The sequence below is a fragment of the Deltaproteobacteria bacterium genome (assembly GCA_030654105.1).
GTDB lineage: Bacteria > Desulfobacterota > SM23-61 > SM23-61 > SM23-61 > JAHJQK01.
The window spans coordinates 1-16,187 of sequence record JAURYC010000101.1; the positions used below are offsets into that span (position 1 = coordinate 1).

Annotated in this window: 12 protein-coding genes; 8 read left to right on the forward strand and 4 right to left on the reverse strand. The window is 50.5% G+C overall.

The genetic code is table 11. From position 1 onward, the window contains the following. Positions 1-1,016: 1,016 nt before the first annotated feature. The 8 genes from gap to Q7V48_03840 all read left to right on the forward strand — a co-directional run bounded on the left by gap (position 1,017) and on the right by Q7V48_03840 (position 13,253). On the forward strand, positions 1,017-2,021 hold the full coding sequence (gene gap / locus Q7V48_03805) for a type I glyceraldehyde-3-phosphate dehydrogenase (protein MDO9209860.1): 1,005 nt from the start codon (positions 1,017-1,019) through the stop codon (positions 2,019-2,021). Positions 2,022-2,039: 18 nt separating this feature from the next. Then, positions 2,040-6,344, forward strand: coding sequence for a PEP/pyruvate-binding domain-containing protein (locus Q7V48_03810; GenBank protein ID MDO9209861.1), 4,305 nt, complete (start codon positions 2,040-2,042; stop codon positions 6,342-6,344). Between the two features lie 144 nt (positions 6,345-6,488). Next, positions 6,489-7,766 carry a glyceraldehyde 3-phosphate dehydrogenase NAD-binding domain-containing protein gene (locus Q7V48_03815; protein ID MDO9209862.1) on the forward strand — a complete coding sequence of 426 codons (1,278 nt, stop codon included), beginning with the start codon at positions 6,489-6,491 and terminating at the stop codon, positions 7,764-7,766. A 244-nt stretch (positions 7,767-8,010) separates the two neighbouring features. Beyond that, entirely contained in the window at positions 8,011-10,323 is a 2,313-nt protein-coding gene (nrdD, locus tag Q7V48_03820; GenBank protein ID MDO9209863.1) for an anaerobic ribonucleoside-triphosphate reductase, read from the forward strand. 126 nt (positions 10,324-10,449) lie between these two features. Next, positions 10,450-10,728: a hypothetical protein gene (locus tag Q7V48_03825; GenBank protein MDO9209864.1), complete on the forward strand. Its 279-nt coding sequence runs from the start codon at positions 10,450-10,452 to the stop codon at positions 10,726-10,728. A gap of 30 nt (positions 10,729-10,758) precedes the next feature. Beyond that, the gene (locus Q7V48_03830) at positions 10,759-11,514 is read left to right on the forward strand and encodes an anaerobic ribonucleoside-triphosphate reductase activating protein (protein ID MDO9209865.1); all 756 of its coding nucleotides are present in this window, start codon (positions 10,759-10,761) and stop codon (positions 11,512-11,514) included. Between the two features lie 117 nt (positions 11,515-11,631). Further along, on the forward strand, positions 11,632-12,210 hold the full coding sequence (gene gmhA, locus Q7V48_03835; GenBank protein MDO9209866.1) for a D-sedoheptulose 7-phosphate isomerase: 579 nt from the start codon (positions 11,632-11,634) through the stop codon (positions 12,208-12,210). 131 nt (positions 12,211-12,341) lie between these two features. Beyond that, positions 12,342-13,253: a deoxyhypusine synthase family protein gene (locus Q7V48_03840; protein MDO9209867.1), complete on the forward strand. Its 912-nt coding sequence runs from the start codon at positions 12,342-12,344 to the stop codon at positions 13,251-13,253. A 17-nt stretch (positions 13,254-13,270) separates the two neighbouring features. Here the strand turns inward: Q7V48_03840 and Q7V48_03845 are convergent, their stop codons facing one another. From Q7V48_03845 to Q7V48_03860, 4 genes are all read right to left on the reverse strand, one after another. Next, a complete protein-coding gene (locus Q7V48_03845; GenBank protein MDO9209868.1) occupies positions 13,271-14,047 on the reverse strand; it encodes a sugar phosphate isomerase/epimerase family protein in 777 nt (258 codons plus the stop codon). A gap of 2 nt (positions 14,048-14,049) precedes the next feature. After that, positions 14,050-14,715, reverse strand: coding sequence for a DUF3426 domain-containing protein (locus Q7V48_03850; protein ID MDO9209869.1), 666 nt, complete (start codon positions 14,713-14,715; stop codon positions 14,050-14,052). Between the two features lie 334 nt (positions 14,716-15,049). Further along, positions 15,050-15,556: a hypoxanthine phosphoribosyltransferase gene (gene hpt, locus Q7V48_03855; GenBank protein MDO9209870.1), complete on the reverse strand. Its 507-nt coding sequence runs from the start codon at positions 15,554-15,556 to the stop codon at positions 15,050-15,052. A gap of 353 nt (positions 15,557-15,909) precedes the next feature. Continuing rightward, a partial coding sequence (locus Q7V48_03860; GenBank protein MDO9209871.1) for a hypothetical protein occupies positions 15,910-16,187 on the reverse strand: 278 nt, incomplete at its 5' end.

Consider the following 16,187-nt stretch of genomic DNA (forward strand, 5'->3'; position numbering starts at 1 on the left):
CGGGCGCTAAATCCCCCCGCTTCATCCGCACCAATAAATCCGTACCCCCTGCCAAGGGATACGCACCAAACCCCTCCCTCGCCAAAATCCCCACCGCCACCGATACCGTACCAACCTCAAAATACAGAAATGGTCTTATCCGTTTCATATCTCTTCCTCTTTGAGCATTTCATAATCGAAAATTGTGGGAAGGGTTCCGGAGAGTGATAACGGCTCCCGAGACGCCGCTAGACACTTTTTCCACGCCGATCTGGATTTGTTCCAACTTGCCCAAGGACATTTTCTCCCCCTGGATGACAGCTAATTCATTTCGATTATTGCCGCTTCACCCTTTTTAAAAGGGTGATTGGTTTAACCTGCGCCGTTACAACGGCAGGGGTCAGGCTTACCCACAATAAAAAGACCACCAATCCCACGAACTATGTTCCAAGAAGTTTCTGCCTTGACATTGTTATCTCCTTTTTGAATATGAAATGCCCTAATTTCATTAGACCCCCTCGGCGGGATTTAGTTAAAAAAACCACTCCTCTTTGGGAAAAATGATCAGATGACAAATTTCGAGGCATCCTACAGAAAGGTTAGAATTTTGTCAAGGCATTTAATCAGCCTACCTTCACTTTTTGATTTATTTAATATTTACAAGCCCATGGAGGCAGGAAGGTACTTCGTTTGACCAGTAAGGCAGTTGTTCGTTCCTATTTTGGAGCTTGACTTATACCGTTTCAGCAAACGGGGCAACTCTTTTTGGCTCTCTTTTAGCGGAAATAAGGTGGAAGGATGTCGGATAAGCCTTTCCCGCCGATTGGCCGGCACTCAGCACCTCCCTGCCTCCTTCTTGCCAATCTTTTTGAATTTACAACTGAATATAGAAAGTGAAGGTGGGCAAGCTTTCTTCGGAAAGGTTTTGACAAGTAAAAAAGTTGGTGCTATTTTTAATATATAAGCCGAGGGCGAAAATGCTCCCGAAAAACAAGAAGGAAAAGGTTTTAGGTCCCGCTTTTTAGAAAGGAATGCCTATGCCTATCAGGGTTGCCATCAATGGTTTTGGAAGGATCGGCCGGAGCGTGATGCGAGCTGCTTTGAAGGCCGAGGAATTCTCGGAAATTAAGATCGTGGCCATCAACGATCTGACCGACAATGCTACCTTGGCGCATCTGCTGAAATACGACTCTATTATGGGGCGGCTGAATGCGGAAGTAAAGGTCAAGGAGAAAGGGTTGGTGGTCAACGGCCAAGAAGTGGTCATTACCGCCATAAAAGACCCCGCCCAGATTCCCTGGAGGGATTTGTCCGTAGAGTATGTGGTGGAATCTACCGGTCTTTTCACGGAAGCCAATCGAGCCCGGGGTCATCTGGATGCCGGGGCCCGAAAAGTTATTATCACCGCCCCAGCCAAGAACGAAGACATTACTGTGGTGATGGGGGTGAATGAATATGACTACAACGCTTACGAGCACCATATCGTTTCCAACGCCTCCTGCACCACGAATTGCCTGGCCCCGGTCGCCAAAGTCATCCTGGAAAAGTTTGGCATTCGCCGGGGGCTTATGACCACGGTGCATTCCTACACCAATGACCAGCGCATCCTCGATTTTCCCCACAGCGACCTCAGAAGAGCGCGGGCAGCCGCCCTTTCCATGATCCCCACGAAGACCGGTGCGGCCTCCGCCGTGGCCCTGGTGATCCCTGAATTGAAGGGCAAGTTTGACGGGCTGGCCGTGCGCGTTCCCACTCCGAATGTTTCTTTGGTAGACCTGGTGATGGAGATCGAGCAAGAGGCTAATGTCCAGGAAGTGAACCGGGCCCTCCAGGAGGCGTCCAACCGTTTCCTGGGGTATACAGATGAACCGCTGGTCTCAGTAGATTTCCTGGGTGATCCCCACTCATCTGTTGTGGACGGCTTATCGACCAAGGCCATTGGAACCATGGTAAAAGTCCTGGCCTGGTACGATAATGAATGGGGCTACTCCAACCGTGTCCTGGACCTCATCCGGCATATGGATTCGGAAAAGACGGTGTAAAAGAGGGGGTCGATTCCGGTGACTATCAAAAGCTTGCCGCAAGAGGATGAGCGAGACCGGAGAACCCAAGAGATTTCTCAGGGTGGGTTCGAATCCGATGCCCTGCGCATTAACTTGGAGGAAACCGCCGTTAAGCAAGTGGCGGTAGACCCTAAATACGAAGTCCTCCAGGAAACGGTGGAAGGTTTCCGGGGCATTCAAAAGACCATCGACGCCCTCCTTTTTGAATTGAACCACCCCTTTAAAAATTGGGAAATCATTCTGCGGGAAATGCGCGCCTTTGCCCTGAAACACTTTAGCGCCTATGCGCGCCACCCCAAAGGACCATGGGCCATCGGGGTGATCATCGATGTTTTTTTCGACGCGGTGATGAACTCAGGCCGGGACGCCCTGGAAACCAAGGGGGTCGATTATCTCCTCGGTTATGCCGAAAAGATTGCCAGTGAATTGAACGGGGACAATCAGGAAAAACTCCTGACCGTTTTGCGTGCCTGTTTTCAACGACTCTCTTCCCTTCCGGAAAAACAATTTTTCTTCTTGGCCTCCAGCCACATTCCCTTGAAACGGATCGGGCAGATCCTCCTGCGGAAATTACCGGAAGAGGCGAGATTTGCCGAGTTCAACGGCCTGCTCATCCGCAGCCTCCAGGCTACTTATCGGTATTGGCTTCAGGAAGAAGACCCCTGCCTATGGTTCAGTAAGGAGTTCGATATTGCTGCCTGCCCAGGCGGGAAAGAAATGGACATCCTGGAGAAGATTGCCCATCCGCGCCTCAAAGAATTCCTGGCCGCCTTAGATAAGTTTTCCACGGAGGATCGATTGGTTTCCGGGGATGGTTCCATGGGAGCCTTGCGCAGCCTCCTCAATCTACCAGGATACCTGGAGATCGTCCGGGCCTACAAGGAAATTCCCCATCACTGCAACGGCCCCGCAATAGATGTAAAGAGAGAGGTGGAGGATCAACTCACCCGGAACAGGAAGATGCTAATCCTTTTCAAGATCATGGAGATCAAAGGGCTGCAGGATATCCATGAAGAAACGCTGCGCGAGATCAACTATACGCTGGTGGAACTGATCCGGAAAGAACCACCGGAACGGATGGCCAAATTCCTTTTGAAAACCTTTTCCTTGCTCAAGTCGAGCGTGGAAAATTACCCGCAGACAGCTCTCCAGTGCATTCAGACCATCGGCGCAGAAGTTTTTAATCGCGGCTACAGCCCGCTGGTGGAAGTTTTTTTAGAACAGGTCCTCCATTTCGGTTTTCAATACCCGGGGGTGGAAGGAGTCAATGCCAATTGGCAGCTGATCTGCAACCCCTGCCACCTGATCAATGTGCGGGTCTGGCTGGACCTTATCGCTCGCAACCCCAAATGGTGCAGCACCCTCCTTTCGGCCTTGATCATCAACCTGAAGTTGGGGAGCACCTGCATCCGGGACACCGACCTCTTCCAGAAAGAAGTGACCAAACTGCTCAACGCCGACATTGAGCCGGTCTACAACTTGATCAAGCAACTGACCAAACTTTTGCCGGTCTATTTCAACGAGATCGGGGCCGAGGGACGACTGCGCGATGTAACCACCGAAATCGATGAAATCACCCACCGCCGGGATACCCTGATCCATTTTCTCCGCAAGCAAAGTCATGTGGAAAGCAGCAACCTGATCGAGGGTTTTATTAAAGAAATATTCCGGTTCTGGCGGCTGAAAAACAAAAGTGGTCTGAGGAATTTTCTTCCTCCGGAAATCTTCGAGAAGCTGGAGGCGGCAGGACCTTGCGTTGATGAAGTCCATCAGATTCTACGTAAAATCTTCGAAGAAAAGGGATTTACCAAAGAGAAAGATCTACTGGGGTTGACCGACGCGGAGATTGAAGCCTTTATGGCGGGAATGACCTCCATCTCCGCCACGGAAAAAAAGCGGGTAGCCCTGCTCATCAAAATATATCGGCTGGTCAACCAGAAATACAACTTAGGGTTCCAGGAAATCAGCTACCATCTTCAGGAAGCTTCCCGCTGGGGTTTCGAAGGTTTGGATTCGCTCCAAAAAACCTTGGATCGAAATAATACTCAGGAATGCCTGGAGCATCTATTGACTTATCTGGAGGGGCTGAAGGAGATCATTATTTCCCCCCAACGCTTTGAGGCCCGGGAAGATATTTACCGTAAGAGGCACATCGCTGTGGATATTCCCTCCATGTACGGCCGGTACCGGGAGAAGAAGTTCGACGCCCTCAGCTTGACCTTCCGCTTAGAAAATCTGGCATATATCTACTTGGAAAGAATGATCGACTCTCTGGATTTATCCTTCATTACCCGGGCAACCTTCTTTGAGATCATCCAGTGCATCCGTTACGTCTTCCGGGCCATGCAGCTGGATGGCATATCCTCTCATCGGGTGGATACCCAACTGAAGCTTTTGGAAAAATCTCTGGAGATTAAACGATTCGGTTTCACCCAGTACCTGGATATTTTTCGGGGGTTTTCCGAAGGGGTCAAGGACATCCTCTCGGTCTATTATGTCAACGCCCACAAGAGTAATCTTACGGACTTAATTCTCCAGATGGGCAAAAAGAATATCCTTTCCAAGTATCTTATTTCCTCCGGGGGGGAGGTAGGACCGCAAGAATTCGTACACCAGATCGGTGAGAGATTTATACGAGACCTGATCTCCAGTACCTTCGGCCTGCAGGTCCTGGATATTTTCTTGGCCAGGATTCAACTCATTCTCTCCGAGCAGAAAGAAACTTTGAATGAAACCGACCTGGATCTCCTGATGACCTACGATCCCAAAAAGGTCTCCTGTCCCATTTACCATCCTAACCGTCTGACCAATGACCTGATCCATCTCGGAAGCAAGGGGTATAATTTGGCGGTACTGGCATCCGAAGGGATTCCGGTTCCTCCGGGGTTTATCCTCACTACGGAGGTCTTCCGTTGCTTGCGGATCATCGAGCAGTATAAGCATGCCTATGATCATTTTGAACGAGAGATTCGCGCTGGGCTGCAGCAAATTGAACACGCCACCGGGCGGGAATACGGCAACCCCGCCCGTCCTTTGCTCCTGGCGGTGAGGAGTGGGTCGACCATCTCCATGCCCGGGATGATGGCCACTCTTCTGAACGTGGGAATTAATGAAGAAATCGTGGAAGCTTTAACCCGGTCGACGGGAGAGGCCTGGTTCGCCTGGGATAACTACCGCCGGTTTATCCAATCCTGGGGTATGTCCTACGGGGTGGAGCGGGAAATCTTCAATGAGATCATGAGAAAGTTTAAATCCAGGTATGGAGTGGAGAAGAAGAGGGGGTTTTCCGGTGAGGCGATGAAACAGCTGGCCCTGGCCTATCGCCGGGCGGTGGAGGAAAGGCATATCACCCTTTATGAAGACCCCTGGGCTCAGCTCCAGGTAGCCATCAAGCAAGTTCTTACTTCCTGGGATTCCCTCAAGGCAAAACAATACCGGGAAATCATGGGCATCGCGGATTCCTGGGGAACGGCGGTAATCGTTCAAGCTATGGTTTTTGGCAACCTCAGCCTCTCTTCCGGGAGCGGGGTAGTTTTTACGGCCCATCCCTACCATAAAATCAGGCGTGTGGCCCTATGGGGGGACTTTACCCCCGGCAACCAGGGGGAAGACATCGTCGGGGGGCTGGTTTCGACTTATCCGATTTCTAAAGAACAACAGGAATCGGAAGGGACGGAAGGGAACCTGGAAGAAGACTTCCCGGAAGTTTACAAGCGACTTTTCGAGATTGCCAAAAGCTTGGTTTATGAAAAAAAGTGGAATCCGCAGGAAGTCGAATTTACTTATGAAAACCCCAAGGAGACCGGCTTCTATATTCTTCAGACCCGGGACATGGTTTCCACCAAAAGGGAAAAATTTGAGGTGTTCTTCCCTTCGGCTTTCTTGCAAGAAAATTTTATCGGGAAGGGAATCGGGGTTAGCGGTGGAGCTCTCTCCGGGCGGGTCGTATTTACCTTGCAAGACATCCAACGCTTGCGCCAGGAAGAGCCGGGCACGCCGCTGATCTTAGTCCGTTCGGATACCGTCCCGGAAGACATCCATGAAATCTCCCTTACGGATGGCCTGTTGACAGCGAAGGGGGGCCAGACTTCTCACGCGGCCATCGTAGCTTTTGAGCTGGATAAAACGGCGGTCGTGGGTTGCCGCAACTTGGTGGTTTTAGAAAATGAAGGCCGTTTCCTGATCAAAGGCACAGAGGTTAAGCGAGGGGCTTACTTAAGCCTGGATGGAAGAAAAGGCTTGGTCTATTTAGGGCAACATGAAATCAAGGCCGAAGGAGATCCCTACCCCATCTTGATGTAAGAACCCATTGCTCCTTTATTAGGACGCAGATTGCCGCAGATACCTAAAAATGGAAACGCTATGCGCCTAGCGCTAAGCGCTTAGCGAATCTCAGTTTTCATCAGCGTCCCATTGAAAAAAATTCCTTTCCAGGGAGGTGTTATTATGGCGGATCATCTTAAAGTGAAGGAAGGGGAGAAGAGCCAGCTGAAATTGGGGATTAATGGGCTGGGCCGAATCGGAAAACTCACGGTCTGGCATCATATTGCCCGCGGTTATTTTTCAGAGCTCGTTGTTAATGTTGGCCGAGAAGCGGGTGGAGGATTGGAAGATATAGCCAGCTACATCGAAAGGGATAGCACATACGGATATCTGGGGCAGTACCTTTATGGCCACAAAGCTGGACGGATCATAGAGAATTGCAACGAGGAACATGGAACATTCGAGGTCACGGGAACGCCGATAACCGTCCTGCGTAAGGATCGTAACCCTAAAGACCTTCCTTGGAAAGGCCTGGGAGTTCCTCTGGTGGTAGATGCCACGGGGAAGTTTTTAGACCCCACGGCGCCACCGGATTATAAAAATGGTTCGCTCCAGGGGCACCTTCAAGCCGGTGTCCAAAAGGTTATCGTTTCCGCCCCGTTCAAAATCAAGGAAAAGTCCCAGGCCATGCCAGGGGACGCCGTAACCGTGGTGATGGGGATCAACGATGACCAATACCACCCCCAACAGCAACGCCTGATCTCAGCCGCCTCCTGCACCACCACCTGCCTGGCTTTTATGGTCAAACCCTTGCTGGATTATTTCGGCGCCGATAAGATCCTCAGCGCCTCGATGGTGACCGTCCATGCCGCTACCGGATCGCAGGAGGTCCTGGACCGCCTTCCCGACGCCAAATCAAAGGACTTGAGAAAAAATCGGTCGATCATGAACAACATCATCCTTACTTCCACGGGGGCGGCCAAGGCCCTGGCGCTGGTAATTCCCGAAATGAAACGCATCGGGTTCATCGCGGAATCCGTTCGTATTCCCACCAGTACGGGCTCTCTGATCGTTTTAGTCGTAAACATTCAGGATGAAAGCTTAGAGCGGCCGATCAACCGGGAAATGATCAACCGGGTTTATCAGAAAGCCTCCGAGACTTACATGAGCAAATACTTGCTTTTCAGTGAGCGCCAGAATGTCTCTACGGACATTATCGGCATACCCTACGCCGCCGCCATGATCGAGGGTACAGAGACTCATACGCGAACCGCTCACATTTGCGTTGACCTATCCAGGGTTCCGGGATTGCCCCAGGGGGTCGTTAAAGAAGGGGCATCCTGCGTGGCTGAAATTCCCGTGACCCAAGCCGTGGTTTATGGTTGGTACGACAACGAGCTGGGAAGTTATACGAATTTATTAGGAGATCTTACAGTAAAGATAGCAAAGGAACTTCGCTGAGAGCCTCGGGCTAAAGAAGATATTGTTAAAAACAAACCTCAGAGAGCATAGAGATATTTTCTCTCCTCTCCGTGGTTTCATGTTTTCTCTTTTTTTTCAATAGGTTATGCCCTTGCAAAAATAAATAATCCTCCTTCTAAAACTATTTTCAGCTCATCCTCATTTTTCTCTTGACGAACACAATATATAGTGGTAAAAGTTTTATCTTATACAATATAAGCTACTTTTTGCAGGAGGTCAGTACATGGGAGCTGTTGACCCTCAGGTGCGTCTCGGCGGGCAGGAAAAAGAAGAAAGTACCAGGAAAGCCAAAAGCCTCATTCCCACCCAGTCTCCACCCGCCTTTGACGGGGCCGGGAGACAGAACCCCCCTTCAGAAACGACAAACGCCTGGGTCGCTTCAGAGGGCAGGGGGAATGAAACTACCGACATGGCCCTGTTCGTCCGCACTTCCAGCGAGACGCTTGCTGATTGGAATCGGCAGCGAATTGTGGATGCGCTCTTACGGGAGACAACCATCGACCGGGACACGGCTGAGCGGATTAGCCGCGAGGTGGAAGAACAGATTATCACCTCTAAGATCTCCTTGGTCACTGCCCCTCTGGTCCGTGAGTTGGTAGATGTGAAACTCATTGAGTATGGGTTGGAGGAAGCCCGCAAGATGCACACCCGCCTGGGGGTTCCGCTTTATGATGTCGATCAACTTATCCTTCACCCCAATCGGGAAAATGCTAATGTTCCTCACGGGCCCGAGGCCACGAATCTCACCCTGGCCGAGCGGATCAAGAAAGAATACGCTTTGCTCAACGTTTTCTCCCAGGAGATCGGCGATGCTCACATGCGCGGCGACCTCCACCTCCATGACCTGGGGTTTATCGACCGGCCATACTGTTCGGGGCAGTCATTGGAATACATCAAAAAATTTGGCCTCAACCTGCCGAATTCCCTTTCCGTGGCCAAGCCGGCCAAGCATCCCGAAGTGTTATTAGCTCATATGGTTAAGTTTGCCGCTGCCCTGCAAAGCAACTTCGCTGGAGCCATCGGTTGGGATGCCGTCAACCTGTTCTTTGCCCCTTACCTCGAAGGCCTGAGCGACCGGGAAGTGCATCAGTTGGCCCAGATGCTTATCTATGAATTCTCCCAGCAAGCGGTGGCGCGGGGCGGACAAGCGATCTTCACGGATATCAATCTTTATTGGGAAGTGCCTAAGCATTTCGAGAAGGTGATGGCCATCGGGCCGGGTGGAGAGTATACGGGAAAAACCTATGCCGAATACGCCAGCCAGGCCCAGAGGTTTGTCTGGGCCCTCTTCGATGTTTACCGGGACGGGGATGCCGTAGGCCGGCCTTTCTTCTTTCCTAAACCGCTGGTACACATCACCGAAAAATTTTTTCAAACTCCCGGCCACATGGATTTCTTGCTGCACATCTGTAATGTAGCCGCGGAGAAGGGCAACACCTATTTTCTTTTCGACCGGGGGAACACAGCCAAGGTTTCGGAATGCTGCCGTTTGAGCTTCAAGCTGGAGCAGTCTGACCTGGAAGATGCCCGATACCCCTGGCGCATGCGCTACTGCGCCCTGCAGAATGTTACCCTGAATCTCCCGCGCATTGCCTACCAATGCGCCGGAGAGGATACCAAACTTTTTGCCAAAATCTCTGAATCCTTCAACAAGGCGGTGCGGGCCCACTTAGAAAAAAAGGTTTTCTTAGAACGCTTATTGTCCTTGGGGGAAAACGGGCCGTTAGCCCTTTTGACCATGAATAAAGACGGCATGCCCTATTTGCGCATGCACCGGGTGACCAACCTGATCGGCATGGTGGGCTTGAATGAGATGATCCAGGTACACCTGGGCCAACAGCTGCATGAGTCCGATGCGGCCTTGAAGTTCGGCCTGAAAGTGATTGCCTACATGAAGCTCTTGGCCGACAAGATGAGCCAAAAACATAACATGCGTTTTGTCTTGGAACAAACTCCAGCGGAGTCCACGGCCTACCGTTTTGCCAAACTGGATCTAAGGGACTTTTCCCCCCGCTCGGGGTACATCGTCAAAGGGGACATTTCCCGGGGAGAAGTCTATTACAGCAATTCTACCTACTTGAACGTGGGATCGGTCTTGAACCCCATCGACCGGGTGCGTAAGGAAGGCCTCTTTCATCCCTTGATTGAGGCCGGGGCCTTGACCCACATCTGGTTGGGAGAAGCCCGGCCTTCCCAAGAATCCCTGGCGAATTTCGTAATCAAAGTTTTTCGCCATTCCCAGAACGACCAGATCGCGTTTTCGCCGGAATTTACTACCTGCACTGACTGTGGGCGGACGGCCCGGGGCTTGAACGATAAATGTTTTTATTGCGGTTCAACTCATATCGAAGGCATTACCCGGATCACAGGCTATTTCACCAAGATATCCAGCTGGAACAAAGGGAAATTAGGAGAGCTACGCGACCGCTTTCGTAACCAAAAATATTTTTCCGAAAGCGATCATCGGGAATCGAGGCCTGAAGGCGAAAGCCCTAAGCCGGAAAAATTGGCCAGTTCGGCCGGCTTGCCCGTTTGACTTACCGGAAACAATCATTGAGGAACGCAGATAAACCCAGAAATCTGCTAAGCACTTAGCGTTATGCGCATAGCGTTTAAAATTTTTGGTATCTGCGCCCCAGGGAATGGAAAAGAAGGAGGGAAGGTGACGCTCTTTACCAAGGAAGGCTGTGAAAAGTGTGAATACGTCAAGAAGAGCGCGGACTTGAAAAAGTTGGGTATAACAGTGGAAGTTTTAAGTCCGGATAACCCCGATTCCTTGGCCCACCTGGCCTGGCATGAATTGGTCAGTTTGGCGGAGACCCAGCTACCCATCTTAGTATTGGACGATTCCTCTTCCATAACCGGGGCGATCCGCATCAAGAATTACCTCGCGGCAATAAGCCATCAGCCATCAGCAATCAGCCATCAGCATCACCGCTGATCGCTGCCATCTGACCGCTGAAAGCTGGAAATGGACTATCCCATCAAAGGATTTATCGAGACCTCTTTCTCGGATTGGCCCGGGAAAGTCGTGGCCGTTCTTTTCCTCCCCTCATGCAATTTTCGTTGCCTTTACTGCCATAACCACGAGCTGGTCTTTCTGCCGGAGAAATATCCGGATTTTCCCTTAGAGGAGATTGTTAAGAATTTACGAAAACGCAAAGGCTGGATCGATGGCATCTGCCTAACCGGCGGGGAACCGACCCTCCATCCCTGGCTCCTTCCCCTGATTCGTTATCTGAAGTCCGCGGCAGGCCTGACTCCGCCCGGCGTTTCCCTGGGGATCAAGCTGGACACTAACGGAACGCGCCCCGAGGTCCTGCAAGGTCTGATGGGGGAAGGGCTCCTGGATTATGTGGCCATGGACCTCAAGGGCCCTTTGGAGGCGCATCGCTATGCCAGTATCGCCGGCGTGCCCCTGGGGGAAGAAGGATTAGCCCGAATTCAAGCGAGCATCCAGATCCTTCTTCAAGGCCCAGGGGACTACGAATTTCGTACCACTCTGGTTCCTACGTTCATTGGAGAAGAAGAAGTCTACACCTTAGCCCGGAGGGTTCGAGGAGCAAAGCGCTACACTTTGCAAAATTTCGATCCCCGGGATCCGCTGGATGAAAGCTTGAAGAACGTAGCGCCTTTCGACGAACAGACCCTGCGGCAGATGCAGGAAAGAGTGAATGAGATTATTAAAGAAAAAGTTGCGAGTTCCGAGTTTCAGGTTTCGAGTTGAAAAACAAAAGCTAAAAAAAATTACGAGTTGCGGGGTGCGCGTCGCGGGTTGAAAGGAAAAATTCGATAAGGCCCGGGCGCTTAGCGCTATGCGCAGAGCGTAAGGTTGGAGGAAGTTATGAAGGATGAAATCATGCAAACTTTCCGGGAAAGCGCGGATCTAAAAGTAAGGTTTATTCGGCAGAATGCCGAAGTTTTGGGACAAGCCGTCGGGATGGTCGTAGAAGCCTTCAAGGCCGGCAATAAGGTTCTCCTTTTCGGGAACGGCGGCAGCGCAGCCGACGCCCAACACATTGCCGCCGAGTTCGTCAACCGCTATCAGATCGAACGACCACCTCTGCCCGCTATTGCGCTGACGACAGATACCTCGATTTTAACCAGCATCAGCAACGATTATGGATATATCGATTCTTTCTCCAAGCAAGTGAAAGCTTTAGGGAGAGAAGGAGACGTGGCCATCGGCATCTCCACCAGCGGGACAGCCGCGAACGTTATTAAAGCCATCAAGGCAGCTAAAGAAATGGGGCTGAAAACAATTTCCCTGACAGGGGGGGACGGGGGGGATTTAGCGAAATTAACGGACATTGCCCTGGTGGTAGATTCGCCGATTACTCCGCGAATTCAAGAGGTGCATATCACCATCGGCCATGTTCTCTGCGAGATGGTGGACCGGATGTTATTCCAAAAGCCCACGTAACCCAAAATCGCTTAGCGCTTAGCACTATGCGCATAGCGTTTTTTTAATAGAGGTATCCCCTGAAAGAAGCAATCAAACCCCTATCCCTCGAGGGCATAAAAACTTTTTCCCTTAAGGGAAGAAAAAGCTTGGTGAGTTGGAAAAATTTTGCCTGCCCCGTCCGCGCCCCGGCTTCCTTCAAAAAATTTTTGGGTTCCCTTCCGAATATTCTTGCCGCCAAAGATTTTAAAGAAATCGTCGAGAGAATCCAAAAAGCCCACCAGAAGGGAAAGCCTGTGGTTCTGGGAATGGGCGCGCACCCGATTAAAGTGGGGCTGAACCCATTGATTGTGCACTTGATGGAAAAGGGGGTTATCCAGGCCTTAGCCATGAATGGGGCCGGAATTATCCATGACTTTGAGGTTGCCTTCGGGGGAAAAACCTCGGAGGATGTGGCAACCGGAATCGGCCAGGGTACTTTTGGCATGGCCAGGGAAACGGGCCAGATGATCAATGAAGCCATCAACGAAGGCTGGCCCAAAGGGTGGGGGATCGGTCGTTCCGTGGGAGAAATGATCCGGGAGCGCAAATTTCCCTATCGAGGAAAAAGTATCACTGCTGTGGGAGTCAAAATGGGGATTCCTGTGACCGTCCATGTTGCCATGGGAACAGACATTATCCACCTCCACCCCCAGGCCTGTGGAGAGGCCATTGGCGGAGCGGGCCACGTGGATTTTCGCCTTTTCGCCGCCATGATCTCTCAACTTCAGGGAGGGGTATACTTGAATCTCGGATCGGCGGTGATTATGCCTGAGGTATTCCTAAAAGCTTTAACTTTGGTGCGCAATCTGGGTTACCGGGTGACCCATTTCACCACGGTGAATATGGATTTTCTTCCCCATTATCGACCTTTGACCAACGTCGTCCGCCGGCCGACTCTCGAAGGGGGAAAAGGGTTTCACCTCACTGGCCACCATGAGATCATGTTTCCTCTCCTGACCGCCGCCCTCCTTGAAGAAATAGGGTCCCAGGGTCCCAGGGGTCAAGGGGTCAAGGGAAAATAAAATTATTCTTGAACCCTTTATTTAAGGTATTTTTCGAGGGCCCGCAGGCTGGGTTCGAGGTGCTCCTCCAGGTGGGGTTCAATGGTGTAGATGGGCTGAAGATTTTGGGCCCGCAGGCAAGAAAAAATTCCGTCAAAATCAATCTTTCCCAGTCCCATGGGAAGATGCTCGTCGGCCTGGCGGTGATTATCGTGAAGATGAACTTCGACCAGGTAAGAACCGAGAGCCTCGATCCACTCGCTGATCGCCACTTCCGAGAAGATGTGCCCATGCCCCGTGTCCAGGCAGTAACCCAGGAAAGGAGAATGAACGGCTTGGAGGAGTTTCGTGAGAATGGAGGGATTTTCTTCAAAGACATTTTCCAGGGCCAGCTTTACGGCAAGCGTTTCCGCTCGTTCCACCAGCGGCCTCCAGGTTAGAAGGCTATTGGTCACCCAGAGGGCCACATCGTCGTCAAAGCGCCAGCGGTCATATCCAGGATGGAATATGATGGCGCGAGGATGAAAATAAGGAACGAGGTCCATAACCTGATTGAATCGGAAAGCGGTGATTTCGCGAATTTTATCGTCCACCGCACCCGGGCTGAGGTCCATGAAAGGGGCGTGGAAAGTTACGGAAATGTTTTTTTGGCTTAATTGCTGGGCCACCTTCTTGACTTCCTGCCAGGGAAGGTGGTCCAGAGTGGCGCCGCTGAAATAGATCTCCGGTTGTAACCCTATTGCCAACACCCCTGACAAGTTTTTCAAGAGCAGGGGTAGAGGGAGATTTACTTGCACTTTCTCTAAAATACCCATTCTTATTTAGGGGCAGAGGGGGGCCAACTCTGGTCCCTGGATCCTTTCTGGGAACTGACCACTTCCACAAGGAAGTCAGAAATTCCTGGGGAACCTTCGCCGGCCTTGGCGGCAGGTTGTTGTTCCGGTCTGCCCGGCATTCGGCCGGAAGAGAAGTCGGTAAAGACAATCATAAAAGGAACGGATTTCCCTGGGGAAATGTTTACGTTAGAAAATGTTTCTCCGAATTGGGAGGACAGACTCTTGGCAATCTCTTCTCGGGAAAAAGCCTTTAAATCTTCCTCCAGTAAAATATTCCCGCAATAACCGGTTTTTTCCTCTACCTTTTCACCTTTGGCGTCCAGGAGCGTCCCCTTGACTTTGATAAAGCTGCGAGCTTCTTGCCAATGATTGACCGCCTGGCCTTCAATGACAAAAATCCTGGTAAGCCTTTTGTTCTCCAGGTAATATCCCTTCACTTTTTCCAGGGCAAGGAAGCCCTCGGTTTTATCGCTCAGGCCCAAATACTGCTTCAGGATCGAAAAGCGGGATCCTATTTCTCGGGAAACCTCAGAATTTTTCCAGACCAGGGAGGCCCCGTAGCCAATGCCGATTAGGATAAGAATAATGATGATAATAACCCTGGGTGAGGAGAAACGGCTGGCGGCCGGTTTTTTTCGCGGCGGCATTTCTATTTTTCGCGGGGTTTTTGGGTATAAGTTTTCCGGAATTGTTGAGGGAGGGATTTTATCAGGGGGAGAAGTTCTTTCTAAGGGGGAAGACTTTTGAACTTGGAATACGTGCTGGCATTTTGAACAGCGGACTTTGGCTCTCCCCTCGGGGATGCGTTCGTCATCCAGGTTAAATTTGATCCGGCATATTGGGCAGGTGATAATCATATATCAACTATAGGCAATGGGTAATGGGCGATAGGCTATAGGTGATGGGCGATGAGCTATAGGCTATGGGCTAAGGGATATTTTTTTCTTTTATTGCCTATGGCCTATTGCCCATTACCTAAATTTATTTTAAAACATATATTCCCCGCAAATTGCGGTATTCCTCTGCGCAATCCAATCCGTATCCCACCACGAAATGATCATCGATTCGAAACCCCACATAATCGGCATGAAAATTGACCTCCCTACGCCCGGGTTTATCCAGAAGGGCCACCACTTTTAGGGAGCGGGGTCTACGGGCCTTCAGGCACTGGGAAAGATGTTTTAAAGTAATTCCGGTATCGATAATGTCTTCCACCACGATTACGTTTTGCCCCCTTAAAGGAGTCTCCAAATCTTTGGTGAACTTTACTTTCCCTGAAGACCGGATTCCCGTGCCATAACTGGCCAGACGGACAAAATCCATTTTCACGGGGATGGTCATTTGGCGAGCCAAGTCAGCCATGAAGATAAAGGCTCCTTTGAGGACTCCCACCAAAAGAATTTCTTTCCCTGAAAAGTCTTGGGATATTTTGCCGGCGAGCGCTTCTACTTTCTTTTGAACTTCTTTTTCCGAGAAAAGCAGCTTCATAGTAAGCCTGAGTATATTGATTCTTTTTGGATTTGTAAAGACGATTTTTCGAGTAAATTTTTGAGCAAATTTCTACCCTTTCCAAATAGATATTGACAAATTTTTTTCAATCCCCTACACTATTTTTTACCCGTTAATCCCCCACTCTTTCTCCGTGGAGGGCTAATCTTAAAACTTTCTTATCCTTGTCTACAGGACAGGATAATCCTTATGCCTTCCATCACCGATCTCTTTTTTATTTCAACGCAATGGAGTTTAATTAGTTTAATCGTTCCCGGTGGAATGGGGGGCAAAGAAGTTCTTGAAAAATTGCTGGAAATTTCACCGGATGTCCAAGCGATTGTGTCGAGCGGTTACTCCAACGATCCTATTTTTTCGGACTTTAAGCGGTACGGTTTTAAAGGGGTTATTGCCAAGCCCTTTGATCTCGAAGGACTGAGCGAGAGCGTATCCAAGGTAATAAAAATATCCCCGTAAAAATGGGGTTGCCAGCCACAGTTAAGACTCACGAACTCCCCTGCCTTTTGAGCCTGCCTGGCGGCGTGCGCAAAAGCTTCGATTAATATTTCAATCTCTTCTACAATGAATTCGTCCGGGCCATTTCCTTTGCGGATACTGAGAGCTGCACCTC

Coding starts and splice junctions, on each gene's coding strand:
- gap (MDO9209860.1), top strand. CDS start 1,017: ATGCCTATCAGGGTTGCCATCAATGGTTTTGGAAGGATCGGCCGGAGC.
- Q7V48_03815 (MDO9209862.1), top strand. CDS start 6,489: ATGGCGGATCATCTTAAAGTGAAGGAAGGGGAGAAGAGCCAGCTGAAA.
- nrdD (MDO9209863.1), top strand. CDS start 8,011: ATGGGAGCTGTTGACCCTCAGGTGCGTCTCGGCGGGCAGGAAAAAGAA.
- Q7V48_03830 (MDO9209865.1), top strand. CDS start 10,759: ATGGACTATCCCATCAAAGGATTTATCGAGACCTCTTTCTCGGATTGG.
- gmhA (MDO9209866.1), top strand. CDS start 11,632: ATGAAGGATGAAATCATGCAAACTTTCCGGGAAAGCGCGGATCTAAAA.
- Q7V48_03845 (MDO9209868.1), bottom strand. CDS start 14,047: ATGGGTATTTTAGAGAAAGTGCAAGTAAATCTCCCTCTACCCCTGCTC.
- Q7V48_03850 (MDO9209869.1), bottom strand. CDS start 14,715: ATGCCGCCGCGAAAAAAACCGGCCGCCAGCCGTTTCTCCTCACCCAGG.
- hpt (MDO9209870.1), bottom strand. CDS start 15,556: ATGAAGCTGCTTTTCTCGGAAAAAGAAGTTCAAAAGAAAGTAGAAGCG.